15 protein-coding genes and 1 pseudogene are annotated in these 18,587 nt (G+C 68.6%); 9 read left to right on the top strand and 7 right to left on the bottom strand.

Translation table 11 applies throughout. The features are described 5' to 3' along the window. Window positions 1-35: 35 nt before the first annotated feature. Both MMA15_RS05805 and MMA15_RS05800 read right to left on the bottom strand, forming a co-directional pair. Window positions 36-2,198 (bottom strand): hypothetical protein, encoded by a 2,163-nt coding sequence (locus tag MMA15_RS05805; protein ID WP_241057933.1) that lies wholly within the window; start codon window positions 2,196-2,198, stop codon window positions 36-38. A 551-nt stretch (window positions 2,199-2,749) separates the two neighbouring features. Beyond that, window positions 2,750-3,439, bottom strand: a complete 690-nt coding sequence (locus MMA15_RS05800; protein WP_241057931.1) for a TetR/AcrR family transcriptional regulator — start codon at window positions 3,437-3,439, stop codon at window positions 2,750-2,752. 97 nt (window positions 3,440-3,536) lie between these two features. Here MMA15_RS05800 and MMA15_RS05795 point away from each other — a divergent pair, with 97 nt between their 5' ends. From MMA15_RS05795 to MMA15_RS28415, 4 genes are all read left to right on the top strand, one after another. After that, on the top strand, window positions 3,537-4,709 hold the full coding sequence (locus MMA15_RS05795; protein ID WP_241057930.1) for an FAD-dependent monooxygenase: 1,173 nt from the start codon (window positions 3,537-3,539) through the stop codon (window positions 4,707-4,709). Between the two features lie 156 nt (window positions 4,710-4,865). Continuing rightward, a complete protein-coding gene (locus MMA15_RS05790) occupies window positions 4,866-5,117 on the top strand; it encodes a hypothetical protein (protein WP_241057929.1) in 252 nt (83 codons plus the stop codon). Further along, window positions 5,114-5,290 (top strand): chromate resistance protein ChrB domain-containing protein, encoded by a 177-nt coding sequence (locus tag MMA15_RS28420; RefSeq protein WP_372498190.1) that lies wholly within the window; start codon window positions 5,114-5,116, stop codon window positions 5,288-5,290. Before MMA15_RS05790 ends, MMA15_RS28420 begins: the two co-directional genes overlap by 4 nt. After that, window positions 5,256-5,666, top strand: coding sequence for a chromate resistance protein ChrB domain-containing protein (locus tag MMA15_RS28415; protein ID WP_372498189.1), 411 nt, complete (start codon window positions 5,256-5,258; stop codon window positions 5,664-5,666). The genes MMA15_RS28420 and MMA15_RS28415 overlap by 35 nt, the downstream gene beginning before the upstream one ends. 561 nt (window positions 5,667-6,227) lie before the next feature. Here the strand turns inward: MMA15_RS28415 and MMA15_RS05780 are convergent. The 4 genes from MMA15_RS05780 to MMA15_RS05765 all read right to left on the bottom strand — a co-directional run bounded on the left by MMA15_RS05780 (window position 6,228) and on the right by MMA15_RS05765 (window position 12,232). Next, the gene (locus MMA15_RS05780; RefSeq protein ID WP_241063548.1) at window positions 6,228-6,995 is read right to left on the bottom strand and encodes a hypothetical protein; all 768 of its coding nucleotides are present in this window, start codon (window positions 6,993-6,995) and stop codon (window positions 6,228-6,230) included. Between the two features lie 2,027 nt (window positions 6,996-9,022). Further along, window positions 9,023-9,787, bottom strand: coding sequence for a class II aldolase/adducin family protein (locus MMA15_RS05775; RefSeq protein WP_241057928.1), 765 nt, complete (start codon window positions 9,785-9,787; stop codon window positions 9,023-9,025). Then, on the bottom strand, window positions 9,784-10,764 hold the full coding sequence (locus MMA15_RS05770) for a methyltransferase (RefSeq protein ID WP_241057927.1): 981 nt from the start codon (window positions 10,762-10,764) through the stop codon (window positions 9,784-9,786). The genes MMA15_RS05775 and MMA15_RS05770 overlap by 4 nt, the downstream gene beginning before the upstream one ends. Window positions 10,765-10,843: 79 nt before the next feature. Further along, window positions 10,844-12,232: an FAD-dependent oxidoreductase gene (locus tag MMA15_RS05765; protein ID WP_241057925.1), complete on the bottom strand. Its 1,389-nt coding sequence runs from the start codon at window positions 12,230-12,232 to the stop codon at window positions 10,844-10,846. A gap of 681 nt (window positions 12,233-12,913) precedes the next feature. Between MMA15_RS05765 and MMA15_RS05760 the strand changes: the two genes are divergently transcribed. The 5 genes and pseudogenes from MMA15_RS05760 to MMA15_RS05740 all read left to right on the top strand — a co-directional run bounded on the left by MMA15_RS05760 (window position 12,914) and on the right by MMA15_RS05740 (window position 17,360). Beyond that, entirely contained in the window at window positions 12,914-14,014 is a 1,101-nt protein-coding gene (locus tag MMA15_RS05760) for a type III polyketide synthase (protein WP_241057923.1), read from the top strand. 39 nt (window positions 14,015-14,053) lie between these two features. Continuing rightward, window positions 14,054-14,584 carry a cupin domain-containing protein gene (locus MMA15_RS05755; protein ID WP_241057922.1) on the top strand — a complete coding sequence of 177 codons (531 nt, stop codon included), beginning with the start codon at window positions 14,054-14,056 and terminating at the stop codon, window positions 14,582-14,584. Between the two features lie 23 nt (window positions 14,585-14,607). Continuing rightward, complete coding sequence (locus MMA15_RS05750) at window positions 14,608-15,294, top strand: NADPH-dependent FMN reductase (RefSeq protein ID WP_241057921.1); 687 nt, start codon at window positions 14,608-14,610, stop codon at window positions 15,292-15,294. 97 nt (window positions 15,295-15,391) lie between these two features. Beyond that, window positions 15,392-15,859 (top strand): annotated as a pseudogene (locus tag MMA15_RS05745) (diadenosine tetraphosphate hydrolase); the annotation flags it as partial. A 253-nt stretch (window positions 15,860-16,112) separates the two neighbouring features. Then, on the top strand, window positions 16,113-17,360 hold the full coding sequence (locus MMA15_RS05740) for an MFS transporter (protein ID WP_241057920.1): 1,248 nt from the start codon (window positions 16,113-16,115) through the stop codon (window positions 17,358-17,360). Here MMA15_RS05740 and MMA15_RS05735 read toward each other — a convergent pair. Then, window positions 17,274-18,242 (bottom strand): LysR family transcriptional regulator, encoded by a 969-nt coding sequence (locus MMA15_RS05735; protein ID WP_241057919.1) that lies wholly within the window; start codon window positions 18,240-18,242, stop codon window positions 17,274-17,276. The two genes, MMA15_RS05740 and MMA15_RS05735, sit on opposite strands and share 87 nt — an antisense overlap. Window positions 18,243-18,587: the final 345 nt, after the last annotated feature.

Genomic DNA, 18,587 nt, shown 5'->3' with positions numbered 1-18,587 from the left:
AAGGGACTTATCGGACCCGCTCATCCACGCCCTCTTCAGAACCCGCCGCCACCGAAGTCGCCGCCGCCGAGGTCGGAGCCGCCGCCGAAGTCGCTGCCGCCGCTGAAGTCGCTGGCGCCGGAGTCGAAGTCGCTGCCGCCGAGGTCGGAGCTGCCGTCGAAGTCGCTGCCGCCGCTGAAGTCGCTGGCGCCGGAGTCGAAGTCGCTGCCGCCGAGGTCGGAGCTGCCGTCGCCGCCGAGGTCGGAGCTGCCACCGAAGTCGCTGCTGCCGTCGCCAAGGTCGGAGCTGCCGCTGAAGTCGCCGCTGCCGATGTCGCTGCTGCCGCTGCCGGTGTCGGAGCCGCCGCTGAGGTCGCTGGCGCCGTCAATGGAGCGGGAGTTGGAGCTGCTGCTGAAGTCACCGCTGTTGTTGGGGCTGCCGCCGGTGTAGTCGCCCATGGCGGTGAAGTCGTTGGGGGTGCTGGCGTCTGGGGTGGTTTGGGGGGTGTCGGATGGGGTGTTGGCTGTGGCGTCGGTCTCGGTGTTGGTGTTGTTGTTGGGGCTGCCGCCGGTGTAGTCGCCCATGGCGGTGAAGTCGTTGGGGGTGCTGGCGTCTGGGGTGGTTTGGGGGGTGTCGGATGGGGTGTTGGCTGTGGCGTCGGTCTCGGCGTTGGTGTTGTTGTTGGGGCTGCCGCCGGTGTAGTCGCCCATGGCGGTGAAGTCGCTGGGGGTGCTGGCGCCTGAGGTGTTCTGGAGGGAGTCCAACGGGACGTTGGCCGTCGCATCGGCCTCGAACCGCCCTTCCGCCTTGAATCCCTGACTGCCAGCGGCTTCCAGGGGTCCGCCCGAGAGGCCCACTTTGAAAGAGGGGGCGCTTTGGGTTCCGTCAGTGGACGGTTGCGAGGCATCGACGGAGAGTTTGCGGCCGCCGAGATCCACCTGCTCGCCTTGAGTCGTGGTCAACTTGATTTCGCCGTCGGGTTTGACGTCCAGGGATACCTTGTTCGAAACCGCGCTTCCCCCCGCGCCGTTCAGTTGAACCTCTCCGGAACCACCGCCGGAGAATTCTCTGGTCACGGGATTGAAGTTGACCCTTGCCTCCCCCTTCACGCTGGCGGTCGGAGACGTAAGCGAGACATCGCCACGGAGATTGATGCCGGTCGGGGGTGCGTTGAACACGCCGACGAAAGACCTGTTGCCCCCGACCCCGACGCCGCCGCCACCAGAAATCGACAGGGTCTTCGAGTTGGCTCCCGCCTGAACGAAGACAAACGAATTCTTGCTGGTGGGGATCTCGATCCTGCCGCCGAGCAGCCCCTCGGACTGCTGCGGTGCCGCCGCCTTCGTGACCGGAGCCTGGCTCACGGCAACCTGGTTGGAGCTCGGAGCCTGGCTCACGGCAACCTGGTCGGAGCTCGGAGCCTGACTCACGGCACCCTGGTTGGTGCTCGGAGTCTCGGTCACGCCAACTTGGTTGGTGCTCGGAGCTTCGGTCACGCCAACCTGGTTCGAACCCGAAGCCGCACTCACGGGAAGTTGGGAACCGCTCGCGAGGGTGGACTGATCGCCCGGATCGCCGTCGACCAGCATCTGGGGGTTGAAGTGCAGGTCGTTGGTTTGCGGGTCGAAGATCTGGAATCCGCGGTCTTGGAGTCCCAGGAAGGCAGCCGTACGCTGATCTTGGCTGACGTCGCTTTCCGGGCTCAGCCGGTTGATCAACTCCTGCGTGGACATCGCGCGTGCTTCGTTGATCCGGTCGGAAGCAACGGTCATGGGCTGGAAGAACAGCCTGTTGGTTTTCTGATCGGAGACGAACGTCCCGCGATTTCCGAGTTCTTGGGCGGCCGCCGCACGCTCAGCTGTGCTGTTTTGGCATTCGGGGCTCAGCTCCTTGATCAGCTGCTGCGTGGACTTCGCACTCGCGTCGCAGTTCTGCTTCGTCGGTTGTGCCGAGCCACCCCCGTGCACGACCTGATCAACCACTCCATGGGGAGCGATGTCCGAAGTCCTGTATTCCGACGGCTCGCTGTCCGCATACGCAGCGTCGGCGCGCGAGTACTGAGTGTCGGAGGCTCGGCCCTTCGCGGCCCCGTCCGCAAGGGCGGCACTCGCCCCGCCGGCCACGGCCACACTGGAAACCAGTCCGACCACAGCCTTGCCCACGGCCTTGGCCCCTGTCGCCTCCGGGGTCTTGGCGCGTCTGTGCTTTCCCTTGCCCATATGCATTTTTCCTCGTCTGCCCTGCCCTCACGCGGAGGGAAACGATGATCCGCGAAGCCGCCGTACCGCTCGGCAAGTTATAGCGACTGTCTCGAATACCCACCTGACCCACGATCACGACATGTTGGCATGTGCGGTTCAACTACTCGCAGAATTCTCGCCAACTCGCTAAGAAATTCCCTTGATCCGAAACGGCAGGTGTTTCGGGGACGTTGATCAGGTTCACTGCCGCACGGCAGTTGGAGGCCGTCAGGTGATCACCGAACGAGCCCGGTCTCGTAGGCAGGTCCGGTCGTAGACGCCGTCCGTTTCGTCTGCGTTCTCGTTTGCGGTGACGAGACGCGCCACGGCCTTGAGGGGCCCTGGCGCCGGCCGGCAGTCCTCGGCGTCACCCGCCACGTGCGCCCCTTGTGCACCGGCAGTCGGCTGACTGACGGTCAGTTCTCCCGGCTTCACCGTTCTCTCCCGGTTTCACCGTTCTCGCCGTCGCGCCGGCCTGACCGCCGGCGGCGACGTCCGCTGCGCACCCGTCACTGCCGCCGGCTTCCGCTTCACCCGTCGGTGGCCTTGGCCGGAAGGGTCGCGAGAATCCCGCCCGTGATGAACGCGACGAGCCGCTCGCAGTCGGCGGCTCCGTGCCCGCTCGCCGCCGTGCCGTCGTCCGTCTCCGGTGCCCAGCCCAGTGTGGCGAACGTCCCGGACTGGTAGACGCCGAGCAGTCCGACCATGCCGGCGTACGCGAACTGGACACCGCGCTCGTCGAGTTCGGGAAGGGCGTGGCGCAGCGCCGTCAGGTAGCGCCCTTCGACCGGCTCGACCTGTTGCGCGAAGATCTCCCGGACCCGGGCGTTCGGCTCGCCCATCACGCGGCCGATGAAGCGTGCGACGTCGGGCCCACGACTGCCGTGGGCCTCCGCCAGGCCGACGCCCGGTTCGACGAAGGCACGCACCAGGGCGGCAACGGACGGCGGCTGAGGTGCCGCTTCGAGCTGTTCCAGCCGGACGCGCCGCTCCTCGTTGACGGCTCGCATCGTCTGGTCGATGACCGCGCGCAGGAGCCCTTCCTTGGACCCGAAGTGGTAGTTGACCGCGGCGATATTGCTTCCGGCCGCTTCGGTCAGTGCCCGTAGCGAGGTCGCCTCGATCCCGCGCTCACCGCACAGCCGAACCGCCGCGTCGATCAGCCGCTCCCGCGTGGACGCCCGCTGCCCCACGGCGGGCACCTGGTCGGACCCGGTCACCGCACCTCCTTGTGTCGCCGGTCGGGGGCACATGCTATAACACTCGATTAAAGTGGTCGTTTGAAACGACTGATTGAGTTCAGGAGGGGTGGCAACCATGGGCCCGAGCAAGGCGCTTGTAGTCGGCGCGGGAATCGGCGGCCTGACAGCGGCCCAGGCGTTGCAGCGCATCGGGTGGCATGTGGCGCTCTATGAGCAGGCACCGCTCATCGGGCCGGTCGGTGCGGGTCTGGGCATCGCGCCGAATGCCGTCAAGGCGCTGGATCATCTCGGCCTGGGTGCGGCTCTGCGCGATCGCGGTCTGCGTCAGGACGGGCTGGAGATACGACTGCGAGCGGGCAGGCGCGTGGCACGGATTCCAGCGCCCGGTATCGAGCGTCGCTACGGTGCGCCCTTCTACGCGTTGCATCGTGCCGAGATGCACCGTCTGCTCATGACGGGTCTCGACGCCGCGGAGCTGCACACCGGTCATCGCGCCGCGAGCGTCACCACCGCGGCCGATTCATCCTCGGTCACCTTCGACACGGCACAAGGCCCGGTCACAGAGACGGCCGATCTGGTCGTGGCCGCGGACGGCGTGGGCAGCGCGCTTCGCGCGGCGCTGCTGCCCGGCTATCAAGGGGCTGACTATGCCGGTTACACGGTCTGGCGCGGGATCGTCCCCGCCCGGAGAGCCGCATCTCTGGGCGTCGCGCCGATCCTCACGGAGACGTGGGGACGCGGCGCCCGCTTCGGAGTCGCCGCGATCAACGACGGTCAGATCTACTGGTTCGCCGGCGAAAGCGTCCCCGAACACGCCACCCTTGAACACGACTTGGGTCAGGTGGTAAGCCGCTTCCGGGACTGGCACGCCCCCATCCCCGAACTGCTCGCCGCCACCCCGGAAGAGAGCCTGCTGCGTCACGACGTGTACTACCTGCACGCGAGACTGCCCACCTTCGTCCACGGCCGCGTGGCCCTGCTCGGCGACGCCGCCCACGCGGTCACACCCGACATCGGCCAAGGAGCCTGCCTCGCGATCGAGGACGCCGTGACCCTTGCGGCCGCCGTCGAACGATCGGGAGTCGACGACGGCTTGAGCGTCTACGACGCTGTCCGCCGCCCCCGCACCCAGCGGATGGCCCGTACGTCCGGTCGGCTCGGCCGCATCCTGCAGACCCGCAACCGCGCCGCAGCCGCCGTGCGCGACTCCATCGCCTCCGTCATTCCCACCCCGTTGCTGACGGGGGCGACCGGGGCCGCCTTCGCCTGGAATCCCCCTTCGGGCTGAGAGAGTTCGGCGTCATCGCGCTTCAGGTCGTTCGCCTTCGGGGGCCGGACGTACTGCAAGCCTCGTCGTGATCGGACTCGCGCCGTACGGGGCCTGCGGACGTTCTGGCCGGCCCGGCCTTCGACGCTCACTCAGGAGCGCGAGCTCGCGCAGTTCATGGCGGACGCCCGCGCCGCCGAGTACCGGGCGGTCATCGAGGCGGCCTGTGAGGCCATCAGGGCGGGGAGCGGCACGGCGGGGTCGGTGCGCAGACTGCGGGCGGAGCTGCGGCGCATCGGGCGGCGCGACTTCTTCCCACCCCCGGAGCGCGAGCGCGCACACGCGGCCGTCCGGACCCTGGCCGATGAATTCACCCCGCCCGGCGCGACCGCCGCCAGGGCAGGACGTCCCGAGAAGGAGCAGGCGTGAAGTGGGCAACCCGTGCTCGAATCCACATCGACCGGGCCGCCTGTGCCTGGCTGATCCGCCGGCACCTCGACCAGGACGCCGAGTTCGTCTTCGTCACCGATCCCGCCCCAAGTACCCGAAGACGCAACACCGTTCGACATGCGCGGGGTCGAGCTCGGCCATCACGGCGATGACTGCTCCTTCGAGACGATCCTGCGCCGGTACAGGCTGATGGATCCGGTGCTGTGGAGGCTCGCGGAGATCGTTCACGAAGCCGACCTACCTGGGCCTCTACTTCGCGCTGCACACCCTCTTCGCCGATGTCGACGCAGGCAGTCGGGGACCGCTGGAGCTCCAACTCCCCGACCTCAGCACTGTTCGCCCGACCGCCGTCGCCATCACGGCCGCAGCCCTCCTGATGATCTTCAAGCTGCGCTGGAGCGTCCTGCGGACCCTCGGAGTCTGCGCCGCACTGGGTCTGGCGGTCGCAGCAGCCACGACCCTCACGTGAACCACGCCATTGGGGTTGTCGTGCAACCGATCGGCGTTGCGCTGGAGTTCGGCCCGTGAGGGGCGGCGCACCCGCCGGATGGGGCCTCCCTTGTGGCTACGTGCAGGGGCGCCTTCCGAGTCGCCTTCGGCGGACCGATTGAGCCGGGGGGTCTTCACGGCCGCCACGTCGGAGCGTAAGAACCGCGTGTGCACTGCCGGTTGTGACCTCGGCGTCCCAGTTCGCCTTCGGCAGGACGACGCTGGTGAACTCACCATGTGCACCCGTTGTGCACCGGCCACTGCGCATGCCGGGCCCCGCAGGTCGACATGGTTTCCCGGCTGTACTTCGACCGCTGGAAACGACGCAGGTCAGAGCGCCCGTTCGCTCTCCTGGGCCGTAACGGGCCGTGGGCCGCACTTCCCGCTCTGGGAGGTGCGGCCCACGGCCGTTCGTGCGCGGAGCGTCGAGCTGAGTGGCCTCCGGTTCGCCGCCGACGGTCGCGCCGCGGGGTGTCCCGTCGACGGCCCGCCGCCTACGTGCCTGGCTGTCGGCATGAGACGCGGGTACGTCCTCAGCGTGAAGCCCGGGTCACGGTGCCCCAAGTCTCTTCGCGGCGCACCGTGAGCACCTGGGTCGGATCAACTTTCGGTACGGGCCCTAGCGGGGGCCTCCCCCTTGCTGGGCGCCGCCTTGCGGACCGCCGCCGCCTTGTTGGCCTCCGCCTTGGGGACCGCCACCACCTTGCTGGGGACCGCCGCCCTGCGGGCCGCCGCCTTGCTGGGCGCCGCCACCCTGCGGACCGCCGCCTTGTTGGCCGCCGCCTTGGGGACCGCCTCCGCCTTGTTGCGCGCCGCCGCCTTGCGGACCGCCGCCTTGTTGGCCTCCGCCTTGGGGACCGCCACCACCTTGCTGGGGACCGCCGCCTTGGTGGCCTCCGCCCTGCTGGGCGCCGCCGCCTTGGTGGCCTCCGCCCTGCGGGCCGCCTCCGCCTTGCGGACCGCCGCCGCCCTGGGGGCCTCCGCCTTGGGGACCGCCACCACCCTGGTGACCACCGCCTTGGTGGCCACCGCCGCCCTGGGGGCCTCCGCCTTGCTGGCCTCCGCCCTGGTGACCACCGCCTTGGTGGCCACCGCCGCCCTGAGGACCGCCACCCTGAGGACCGCCCCCACCGTGGTGGCCTCCGCCTTGCGGACCGCCTCCGCCTTGGTGGCCTCCGCCCTGGTGGCCACCGCCACCCTGAGGACCGCCCCCGCCCTGGGGACCGCCGCCGCCTTGGTGGCCTCCGCCCTGCGGACCGCCGCCGCCTTGGTGGCCTCCGCCCTGCGGACCGCCCTGCTGGTGACCGCCTCCGACTTGGCTGCCGCCGCCACCCTGGTGACCACCGCCGTGGTGGCTGCGGCCGCCACCGTCGAGCAGGCCACCGACTCTGCCCAGCAGCCTGTCCAATCCGTGGCCCTTGTTCGACGAGCTGCCTCCGCCGCCGTTGGGCGGGGTTCCTCCGTCGTCGTTCGGTGGGGTTCCTCCGCCGCCGTTGGGTGGGGCGCCTCCGTCGTCGCTGGGCGGGGTTCCTCCGCCGCCGTTGGGTGGGGCGCCTCCGTCGTCGCTGGGCGGGGTTCCTCCGCCGCCGTTGGGTGGGGCGCCTCCGTCGTCGCTGGGCGGGATGCCTCCACCGTTGCTGGGTGGGGCGCCTCCGCCGTTGCTGGGCGGGATGCCTCCACCGTTGCTGGGTGGGGCGCCACCGCCGTCGTCCGACGGGGGCTGAGGTGCGGGGTCATCGTGGTGCCGCTTGGGGGGCGGCATATCAGGGTGCAACCCACCGTCATCATCACTGACTTGGTCCGACCAGTCCGAGGAACCACCCCCGGCGGGTGGGCCGTCGCCGGTCGCATCACCCGGGTCAGTGCCGCCCAGGCCGGGTGGAAGCAAGAGGGACGGCGCGCCGCCGCTCTCGTCTCTCGTCTCACCGTCGTTCAACGACTGCACGCTGAATGCCACTGTCCCGAACGCCGCGGCCGCTGCGATGGCCATGAGAAGGGTCTTGCCGCGTCGGCCCGGACGCGAGTCGTCTGTGTCGTCCGAGGCAGGTGCAGGCGGTGCGGTGGTCTTGGCACGCTTGGACGGGACGGGGTCCCACCTGTACTGGAACGTCTCGAAGGCCCGGTCGACCTCTGCCGCGGCCATGAGCACGCACGGACATGGCGATGTGCCGTCGGTCTGGATAAGTGCCCCGCATGTTGAGCACGTTAGTGCTGCCACCCTCGGCCTCCTCAACGGATCCGCTGTGTCGCGTTCCCCCGCGGCACTGTTCGTGCGCCGACCACGGTGCACAGTCCGCAGACAGGTTCGACGGTAGAGGCAAATGCAGTGGCAGGAGCGATAGTGCTCTGCATATGAGCAGACTCGGCATGGATGAATCGTGCTGCACCCGACAACACGGCCGAATCCCAAGGCATCAATGACCCATCAATGACCCTCGTCTCGCACGAGACGTCGGCACATGAATTGGGCCTGTCGATCACCGAGTTGTTGCGCGTCTGCCGTGAACCGCTCCATGCGGAACGGGCGTTGCGTCGTTTTCGTCCACGACGCGCTGGTTCGGGCCTGTTGGGGAGAAGTTGACCGCCGGTCGGACCCGGGGCCCGTGTGAACAGTCCCGAACCCGCGACGGAGAACGGGCGAACCTCGGCGTGTGGGTGCGGCCAGCGAGCTTGAACGGCTCCCGACCCGAGCTGGTGCCGTGCAGTCAAAGGACCCCGGCCGTCACTGAACACCGCTGCGTTCGGGGCCGGGCTTGTCGGACGAGTCCCCTCGGAGCGGCCCCCGCCCGGCCGTCTTGTGCTCGTAGCGCGATCCCCGCCAGAGCGGCGAAGGCACCTCTTCACCGTGCCTGCCGACCGCGATCACGACATCCCCCGAAAGTCGGCTCACCTTCTCCGGTGGGGAACTGCCCTACGGCACCGGTGGATTGCTTGCTCGGGCCTTACGGAATTGCCTGGCCCGACAGCAGTTGAACTTGGCAGTGAGTCAGAACCGCCCACGAAGCGGCTGCCTGCCGCGTAGGGCGGAAGAAGGAATGCTCGCGCTGCACACCCGCGGTGCACCGACCCATCCGACCTCCTGATTCTGTGCACGTCAGAGCTGCCTTCCACCCGTACTTCGAGATCTGAACCGGGGCCGGTCGACCCGGCCTTCGGCAGGGCACCACATCGATGGCCCGCGAAAGCGCCGCTCGGCGTCTTCCGCGGGCCACCGTCTGTTTCGCCCTCATACGCACCGCGTGTGCGCTCGGCACCCGAAACTGAAACCGCGTCGGCTCGCAGAAGTGTGTGACCGGTAGGGCGCTGCGGCCCGGAGCGGTCGTCCAGGTAGGGCCGCACAGTTCGGGGCCTGGAGCAGGCGTGATCCGTGTCCGGCGGTCGATGGTCGGCGGTCGTCAGTCCAGCAGGTCCGGTTGCAGGTGCACCATCTGCCGGTAGAGCGGCTGAAAGTTCAGCCAACCCACGAACTCTCCGCCGAGTTGCTTATGCGTGCGCGCTGCGTTCTCCTCGTCGATCCGGACCGGATTCCCGGCTGCCTCGGCCAGGAGCTGGGCCTGGCAGGACCGTTCCATGGAGATGAACCACCAGGTGGCCGCGTCGACCGATTCGCCGACCGTGAGCAGGCCGTGGTTGCGGAGGATCACGCCCTTGGCCTCCCCGAGGGCGTCGGCGAGGCGTTTGCCCTCGGCCTCGTCGAGCACCACCCCGGTGTAGTCGTCCAGGTATCCCTGATCGTTGAAGAAGGCGCACGCATCCTGGGTGTAGGGCTCCACCGGCACACCGAGCGAGGACAGCGCCCGTCCGTGGATGGAGTGGCTGTGGGCGACGGCCTGTGCGCCCTTCCGGGCCCGATAGACCGCGGAGTGGATCGAGAACGGCGCCTCATGGGTCTCGTGGTCTCCCGCGACGACCTCGCCCCGGTCGTCGACCAGGATGAGGTCGCTCACCCGTATCAGCGAGAACGGCATCCCGACGGGGTTGATCCAGAAACAGTCCTGGTGCTCGGGATCCCGGGTCGAGATGTGCCCGGCGACGCCGTCCTCGTATCCGAACGAGGCGAACAGGCGCAGCGATGCAGCCAGCCTCTCCTTGCGGTGCCGCCGCTCGTCCTCCACCGAATCGAAGGTGGGCGGCACAAGGTCGATCGAACGCGCCGTCATGCCGTCCTCCCCGCGTCAGCCCGCAGAACGACGACCGAGATCTCGCCCGCCGTGTGTACGCCCGAGATCGCGAGCCCGCAGTCCTCGGCGAGCTTCCCGATCTGGCTGATCGGGCGCTCCTGGCCGTCCACGAAGGCAAGCATCCGCATGTCCATGGCCGTGCTCGGCGACTCGCCGTCAGCGCCGAACTCGCCGATGACACACACCTGTCCGCCCTCTCCGGCCGCCTCGGCGCAGCGCCGCAGTACGGCCTTCGCCTCTTCGTCTGCCCAGTCGTGCAGCACATCGGAGAGCAGGTAGGCGTCGGCGCCGGCCGGGAGGGGATCGAAGAAGCTCTGCGGAAAGACGTCGACGCGGTCCGCCAGACCCGCCGCTTCGAAGGTGCGCCCGGCCGCCTCTGCCGACTGGGGCAGGTCCACAAGCCCGCCGCGCAGGTTCGGGTGCTCGCTGAGGAGGTTCGCCAGCAGGGCCCCGTTCCCGCCGCCCACGTCGACCACGCTCTTGAGCGAACTCCAGTCGTACGCCGCGAGGATGGAGCGCACCACCTCGCTCATGTTGAACGCCATCATCTCGTCGAAGGACTCCGAGAGCGCGGCATCGGCGGCCAGGTCCTCCCACAGGGAACGTCCGTACCGCGCGCGGTAGGCGTTCCGGCCGGTGCGCAGCGTTCCCAGCAGTTCCACGAAGGAGAGTTCGGCCCGGCCGAGTGCGCCCTCCATGTCGAGGCGGCGGCGTATGCGGGACGGATGGCCGTCGCGCAGGGCCTCGCTGTGAGGCGTCAGTCCGTACCGGCCGGACTCGTCCTTGCTGAGCACCCCGGTCGCGGCCAGCCGGTTGAGTACCGTGCCGAGCGGCCCCGGCCGCACCTCCGCCCTCTTCGCCAACTCCGTTGCGGTGCGTGCCCCTTCGGCGATGTGGTCGGCGATGCGCAGCGTGGCCGCCACCCGGATCGCCAGCGGGACGGTGAGGTCTGCCATGGCCCCAAGCGTGGGACCCGGTCCATTCTGCTCCGTCAAGGTGGTCTCCCTCTCCTGGTGTGCGTGACGACGTGTCCGGTCAGCCTGTGACGAGCCGTTCGAACTCCGCCCGGTCCGGGCCGCGTGCGGGAGCGGCAGGGTCCCCGTGCTCCCGGAGATGGTCGTGGACTCTCGGAGCCGCGACGGGGTGGCTCAGCAGCGCCTGAGGCGTCATGAGCATATTGAAGAACTGAAGCTGTACGGCATCGATGTCCGGCTGCTCTTCGCTGAGGACGGCCAGTGCGTCGAGGAAGCGGCTCACCCGGCTGCTCGCCGGCGGCACCGGCTCACCGCGGACGCCGGCCTCGATGTGCTCCCTCTGTTCGCGGGAGCTGGCCAGTTGGGCGTTGAACCACACCCCGAGGTGCTGCTCTGCCCACTCGTCGAACTGCACGGTGAAACCGGCCGGATCGGCGCGGGCCGCCTCGACCGTCTCGGCAAGACGCCGGGCCTGTAGGAAGGCGAGCGGTACGCCGCGCCCGAAGGCGGGATTGGTCTGCATCGCCGCATCGCCCAGCAGCAAGTACCCGGCGACGACGGGGACTCCACCGCTGACCAGCCGGCGCCACCGGTCCTCCAGCCGGGCCATCGGGTGCGGCTCGTCCATCGGCGTACTGCGCTCCAGCCACGGAACCGTCAACGGCACCGTCTCCAGGAAGCGCTGGTACACCCCGGGCTCCCGAAGGCGGTGGCGCAGCGGATCTCCGGTCGCCACGGTCATGGACACCTGGAAGCAGCCGTTGTCCGCGGCGAACACGACGAGCTTCGTGTAATCCAGCTTCGCGTAGATCGGCACCGTCGACCGGGGGAACGACTCGCCCTCACGCAGCCGGAAGTGCTGTGTGAGGTAGTGGAATCCGCAGGGCTGAGCGGTCTCCACCGCCGCACGGCAGCCTGCCTCGGCCAGCCACCGGTCCGAACGCGCCCGCCGCCCCGCCGCGTCGACGACGAGGTCCGCGGCGATCTCCTCGCCTCCGGGCAGCCGCACGCCCACGACGTGCGGCACTCCGGCGGCCTCGCCCCGTGTCACCAGGCCCTCGGCGGACGTCCCCGGGTACACCTCGACGCCCGGCTCCGCATCGACGATCCGGCGAAGCGCTCCCTCGTAGACGAGGCGTCGGGACAGCAGGTTCTCGTCCTCGCCGGCACCCGGTACGGGTACCCGCGGCGCGCCGCGGGCGGCGACGGCGTCGAGCACGTCAGGCGCCTCCTCGCGCATGACCCTGCTGGAGAGGCCGAGGAAGTTGTGGCCCTGCCGGGCGTGCGGCACCCCGGCCCGCTCCCAGGACCGGAAATCCTCGTCGGCCGAGGCATCGGGTTTGGGCCGGTCGTCCCGCTCCAGCACGGTGACCGTGTGGCCGCGCCGGGCGCAGAACAGCGCGGTCGCCAATCCGCCCATGCCGGCACCGATCACTACTATCTTCGTCATCGATCTGCCCATTCTGTCGCTACCAAAGGCGGTTCCGCCGAGCCGGAACTCATACAACGGCAGATTTCTGTTGCGCCTCGGCGACCCGTTACCCCTGCCGGTCGGTGCGCGTGGACCGATTGCTATCAGAGCGGAGTCGGGCCGGACAAGAGAATCCCTCCGCGGCCGGTTCCCAAGAAATTCGCGGGATTTCTTCCCGTGCAATCCCCGTACGGGAAGACCACACGTCAGACGGCAGATTGCGGCTTGCTCAATTATTGCCCGCCACAGTTGCCCGTGGAGAACAGCACCTGATCGACGGCGTACCGTGCGCAAACCGTGTGAGACGCACCACAAAAAAGCCGTGCCGAATCCGAACCGCCTTGCGGCAGTTCGGGGTTGACCGGCCGGCCGCGGCACCTGTACAGCTATTCGGGTCCTTGGCTTGCAATCCCGCCCGGCGGTGTTCCGCCGTCAGGCGGGGAGAGCCTGCCACGGGAAGAAATCCGTCGACTCTCCGATTCGCTCGGAACACGATCCCGTTCCAGACCGATGTCTCCCGGTCGACGGCGGCGAAGCCGGTCGACCGGAAGGCAACGGGGACTCTTCACGGGCGGCCGGTCCGCATTTCCCGCAGATTCGCCGCCCGCGATGCTCTCGCGTATTCGAGCACTTCACTCTCACACGGATGGATCCACCACCATGCCTGTCCTGTGCAAACCGGTCGTCGCCGTCCCGGAGAACATCGTGACGCTGGACGACACGCTCGATCTGGCCAAGCGCCTGCATGCCGACCATCCAAAGCTGAAGCTGGCCCTCCGCCTGATCCGCAACACGGGCGTACTCAAGCGGCACACGATCCTTCCGATCGAAGAGACGCTCAAGCACCCGGGTCTGGAGCAGCGGAACCTCACCTACGAGCGGCACGCGAAGATGCGCGTCCCGCCGGTCGTGGAGCAGGCGCTGAAGAACGCGCAACTGCGGCCCTCGGACATCGACGTCATCATCTTCGTCTCGTGCACCGGCTTCATGATGCCGTCGCTGTCCGCCTGGCTGATCAACACCATGGGCTTCCGCCACGACACCAGGCAGATACCCATCGCCCAACTCGGCTGCGCCGCGGGCGGGGCCGCGATCAACCGGGCCCACGACTTCTGCTCCGCTCATGCGGGGAGCAACGCGCTGATCGTCTCCTGTGAGTTCTGCTCCATGTGCTATCAGCCCACCGACCACGACATCGGATCGCTGCTGTCCGACGGCCTGTTCGGCGACGCCGTCGCCGCCGCAGTCGTCCGCGGTCACGGCGGCACCGGGATGAGTCTGGAGCGGAACGGCTCGTACCTCATACCGCACACCGAGGACTGGATCTCGTACGCGGTGAAGGAGACGGGGTTCCACTTCCAGCTCGACAAGAGGGTCCCGACCACCATGGAGCCACTGGCCCCGGTGCTGCGGGATCTGGTCGCCGACCACGGCTGGGACGCCTCCAACCTGGGCTTCTACATCATCCACGCCGGCGGCCCGCGGATCCTCGACGACCTGTGCCGGTTCCTCGATGTCAAGCCGCACGCGTTCCGGCACAGCAGGACGACGCTGACGGAGTTCGGGAACATCGCGAGCGCTGTCGTCCTGGACGCACTGCGCCGCCTCTTCGACGAGGGCGGCGCCAGGGAGGCGGAGAGGGGGATCATCGCCGGCTTCGGGCCGGGCATCACCGCCGAAATGGCTGTGGGGACGTGGGCGGAGGGTGCGGCTGGAGGAACGGAGGCGCCCACGGCGAAGGCCACGTTCCTCGGTTCCTGACCCCGATTTCCCGCAGTTCAGATCCGGAGGGAGTAAACCGTGTCCGAGGGGCTGATCGTACCGCCCGGCGGCGGAAGGAAGATCGTCACCAAAGCCCAGGAAGTGACCTTCAAGGTGACCGGCGATCATTCGCGCACCGGCTCGCTCTTCGAGGTCGTCGTGCCCCCGGGCTTCGATGTCGGCGCACATGTCCACGACCGCAGCGAGGAGATCTTCTACGTCCTGGAGGGGGAGCTCGACCTTCTCGCGTTCGAGCCCGAGGAGCGCACCCCCGAGGACTGGCGTTCCTGGCGGGGCGCCGACGGCAGCACTCCGACCCGTGCCGGAGCGGGGAGCTGCATGTTCGTACCCGCCGGCTGCCCGCACGCCTTCACCAATCCGCACGATTCGCCGGCACGGATGCTCTTCCTCTCCGCGCCGCCGCCTGATCACGAGCGCTACTTCGAGGAGCTGCTGGAGATTCTCGGCAGCCGCGGCGCCCCCGAGGAGGAGGCCGTGATGCACCTGCGGGAGAAGTACGACATCCAGCAGATCACCCCCCTCCGTTACGACGCCCGACGAACGCAGTGAACCCGGCTGAGGGGAGGTCGGAGATGTTCGACGTACTGGCGATCTCCGGATCGCTGCGCAGGGACTCCTTCAACACCCGACTGCTGGGTGTGCTGCCGTCGTTGGCCCCTGCGGGGATGCGCCTGCGCCTCTTCGAGGGCCTGGGCGCGCTCCCCATGTTCAACGAGGACGACGAGTTTCCCGCGGCGCCGCCGCCCGTCAGGAGCATGTGCGACGCGATCCGGGCAGCGGACGGGGTGGTCATCGCCACGCCCGAGTACAACCACTCCGTTCCGGCGGTGCTCAAGAACGCCGTCGACTGGGCCTCCCGGCCCCACGGAGCCGGAGCGCTCACCGGAAAGCCGGTCGCGGTGATGTCCGCCACGACCGGCCCCAGGGGCGGGTATCGCGGCCTCAGCGAGACCATGCGAATCCTCACCGAGCTAGGCAACCTCGTAGTGCCCGAGCCCGAGGTGGTGGTCCAGTCGGCGCGCTCCAACCTGGTCGTCGGTCCGGACGGAGGGCCGCAGTTGCTGGACGGTACGGCTGCCACGCTGCTGCGCATCCAGCTGGAGGCGCTGGCCGACCTCATTGCCTCGGGTGCGGCCGAGGTCGCCCTCCGCGCTGCGCACCGGCACCGCGCCGCCGTGCTCAGTGCGCTGGACATCCCCCATGACGGCGGCCCGACGGCCGGCTCCATCGAACAGCGCGGCGCCACTGCGGCGCGGTGACTCTCCCTCAGCCGCCTGTGGCGTACGGGCCCGGCCTCATGGTCGAGGGGCGCTCCACACGGCCGGTTCGGTGATCGACGAGTGACGGGATCGGGCCATGACGTATCACTGCCGACGAAACCGCAGCGCATGCACGAGGCGACGTGACGGCCCCGCCATACTGCGCCGCCTGGACACCGGGTTCGCAGCTCTCGGGGACACGCAGTTCCTGCCGGGTTGTTCGGTTCTCCTGGCGGACGAACCCGGAGTGACGCACCTGTCGGATCTGCCGAGGAGCAGGCGCCTGTCCTTCCTCTCGGACCTGGACCGTCTCGGGGAGGCGGTGGAGGAGTCCTGCCGGCGCATGGACAGCGCCTTTCGCCATGTCGATCTGGAGATAGTGGGCGACGGCGGCAGGTTCCTGCACGCGCATGTGTGGCCGCGCTTCGCCTGGGAGCCGGCCGAACTGGCCGACAGGCCGGTGGGGCTCTATCCGTCCGACAGGTGGAGTGACCGGCGGTTCCGGCTCGGCCCGCAGCACGACGCACTGCGGAGGGCGATAGGCAGCGAACTCGACCGGTCGCGGCCGTCGGAGGACGCCGGACCGCCCGCCGCGGGCGTCTCGGCGAGCCCGCCCCTCGGGGGAGTGGAGTCGCTTCTGATCGAGGTCTTCACCGCGGCAGGGCGGGCGTCCCGTGCCCCAGGGTCCGCGCCGGACCGGTCCGCGCCCGCGCTCCTCGATACCCCCTGCGGGAACCGGCTTCTCTTTCCTGCCCAATCGAACCGTGATACAAGTAGTAACCGATGATACGAGCTGTATCACTTGGAGGTAAGCGCCCGTGACCACCGACCAGCGTGGCGAGGCAGCAGCAGGCAAGGGTGCGAAGGGCACCCTGTCGCGGCCGTTGATGATCGTGTTGGCGACGGCGGTGGGCGCAGCGGTGGCCAACCGCTTCTACATCGAGCCGCTGCTGAGCCTTGTCGCGGGGACGTTCCACGTCTCCACCACGGCCGCCGGGCTGCTGGTGACCTGCGCCAACGTGGGATATGTGATCGGCCTCGTGCTGCTGGTGCCGCTGGGCGACCTGGTGGAGCAGCGCCGCCTGGTCACGCTCATGCTGGTGGCCGCAGGCGTGATCGCCGCAGCGTGCGCCGCCGCACCGAACTTGCCCGTCCTGATGCTGACCTTGGGCGGTCTGGCGATGCTGTCGGTGTGCGCCCAGATTCTCGTGCCGCTCGCCGCCACACTCGCGGCCCCGGAGGAACGCGGCCACGTCGTGGGGTTCGTGACCAGCGGGCTGCTGATCGGGACCCTCTCGGCCCGCACAGTGAGCGGGTTCGCCGCGGGTCTGGCAGGATTCCGGCTGATCTTCGCCGTCGCGGCAGTGGTGATGATCGTTCTCGCCGTGCTGCTGAAGCGGGTGCTGCCCCCCACCCCGCCCGCCCAACGGCAGGGTTACGGCGGCTTGTTGGGCTCGGTCGTGACCCTGGTGGCCACCGAGCCGGAGCTTCAGCGGCGCATGATTCTCGCCTTCTTGCAGTTCGCCGGCTTCACGGTGCTGTGGACCCCGATGGCGTTTCTCCTCGCCGGTCCGCCGTACCACTACGGGGCCACGGTCATCGGGCTCTTCGGGCTCTTCGGCGTGGTAAGCGCGATGGCCGCCCCTGTGGCGGGCCGGCTGGGCGACAAGGGCCGCAGCGGGCTGACCGTAACGCTCTCCCTGGCCCTGATGGTCGTCAGCTGGGGCGCGCTCGCGCTGGGCGCCTCGTCACTCGTCGCGCTCATCGCCGGAATCGTGCTGCTCGATGCCGGCTTCCAGGGCGCCCACATCAACCATCAGCGAACGGTCTTCGCTCTTCAGCCCGAGGCACGCAGCCGCATCAACACCGCCTACATGTTCGCCTTCTTCCTCGGCGGGGTGGCCGGATCGAGCCTGGCCGCCGTCGTATACGACGCAGGGGGATGGACCGGGACCTGCCTGCTCGGACTCGTCCTGGCACTAGTGGCCCTGCTGCTGTGGTTGCTCCGGATACCGCGCCGACGGTCCGATGCCGTTCTGGAGGGCGTCCCGGATGCGGGAGCGTAACCAGGTGTGCGCCGGGTCGGCGTCGCTGCGCGGGTGCCACACCATGCGGATGGCGAAGGGGGCGATGGGGACGGGGAGTTCGAATGAACGGAGGCCCGCCATCAAAGACCCCGATTTGACGAGGATCTCCGGCACGACGGCGACGAGGTCGGTCTGGCCGATCATGGAGAGCGCCGAGGTGTAGTGCGGTGTCGTCACGGCCACTGTGCGGCGCAGGTCGTATTCGGCCAACGACGCCTCGACGGTGGACGCCGCACCGTCGCCCCTGAGAATGTCGATGTGTGAGGCCCGCGCGAAATCCTCGACACTGACGGACCCCTTCAGCAGATCGTGGCCCAGCGCGGCGACACCGACAAAGCGACTGTAGGTCAGGTTTTCCACGCGGAGTTCGGGCGAGCTGGAATACACCCTTCCGATTTTGAGGTCCGCGGTTCCCTCACTCAAAGCCTTCCTGTCTCCCTGCCCTTCGGGGAGAAAGTCGAAAGCCTGCGCCCGGCTGTGCGAGGCGAGATGCGGCGCGAGTACGCCCGCGTACCCGTCGTCCACGATGAGCGCGAAATTCCGGCCCACCTCGGGGACGTCGTTCTCGCCTCCCGCGGAAAGCAGGACCTGGGCCTCGCGTACGAGTATGTGCACCCGCTCTCGTAACTCCACTCCTTTCGGTGTGACGACCATGCCGCGGCCGGCGCGGGCCAGTATCGGATCTCCGAGTTTGTGCCGGATGCGGTGGAGCGTCCGGCTCATCGCGGAAGGGGAGAGTTGCAGGCGCTCCGCAGCCTTGGTCACGCTCCCGGTCTGAAGGAGGGCGTCCAGGGCGACCAGCAGTCGGAGGTCGCCGAGGGGTGGTATGTGGGCATCGTCGCGGGGTGGGGAATCGATCAACGTGTCTCCTCACAGCGGTACCCGATGGCGGGTATCCCAGATGTAGATTTCCCCCGTTGCACGCGGCGTCCGTGGTGAGATCGCCCGTGCGCAGTTGAGGGGCAGGTTGATCCTTGCTCGGGGCAATGCGGTACTGCTATGTCGGAACCGAATGACTTGTGGTCAAGAAACTATCATTTTCCGTCGCTGAACCTCTTCGAAGGTTTCGGGAAGAAACCTAAATTTGTTCAAAAAAATACGGGGCGCTGCCGACGGGTTATGCGGAAGCGGTCCGTCCGCGTCCTTGATTCACCGCAGCACGGTGTTCGCGCTCCATGTGGAACAGGACGTCAGAACATCGCAGGA

This window comes from Streptomyces marispadix, assembly GCF_022524345.1.
Lineage (GTDB): Bacteria > Actinomycetota > Actinomycetes > Streptomycetales > Streptomycetaceae > Streptomyces > Streptomyces marispadix.
This window is presented reverse-complemented; position numbering and strand designations above follow the sequence as displayed.

Coding starts and splice junctions, on each gene's coding strand:
- MMA15_RS05795 (WP_241057930.1), top strand. CDS start 3,537: ATGGGCCCGAGCAAGGCGCTTGTAGTCGGCGCGGGAATCGGCGGCCTG.
- MMA15_RS05805 (WP_241057933.1), bottom strand. CDS start 2,198: ATGGGCAAGGGAAAGCACAGACGCGCCAAGACCCCGGAGGCGACAGGG.
- MMA15_RS05770 (WP_241057927.1), bottom strand. CDS start 10,764: ATGGCAGACCTCACCGTCCCGCTGGCGATCCGGGTGGCGGCCACGCTG.
- MMA15_RS05760 (WP_241057923.1), top strand. CDS start 12,914: ATGCCTGTCCTGTGCAAACCGGTCGTCGCCGTCCCGGAGAACATCGTG.
- MMA15_RS05790 (WP_241057929.1), top strand. CDS start 4,866: ATGGCGGACGCCCGCGCCGCCGAGTACCGGGCGGTCATCGAGGCGGCC.
- MMA15_RS28415 (WP_372498189.1), top strand. CDS start 5,256: ATGCGCGGGGTCGAGCTCGGCCATCACGGCGATGACTGCTCCTTCGAG.
- MMA15_RS05750 (WP_241057921.1), top strand. CDS start 14,608: ATGTTCGACGTACTGGCGATCTCCGGATCGCTGCGCAGGGACTCCTTC.
- MMA15_RS05775 (WP_241057928.1), bottom strand. CDS start 9,787: ATGACGGCGCGTTCGATCGACCTTGTGCCGCCCACCTTCGATTCGGTG.
- MMA15_RS05765 (WP_241057925.1), bottom strand. CDS start 12,232: ATGACGAAGATAGTAGTGATCGGTGCCGGCATGGGCGGATTGGCGACC.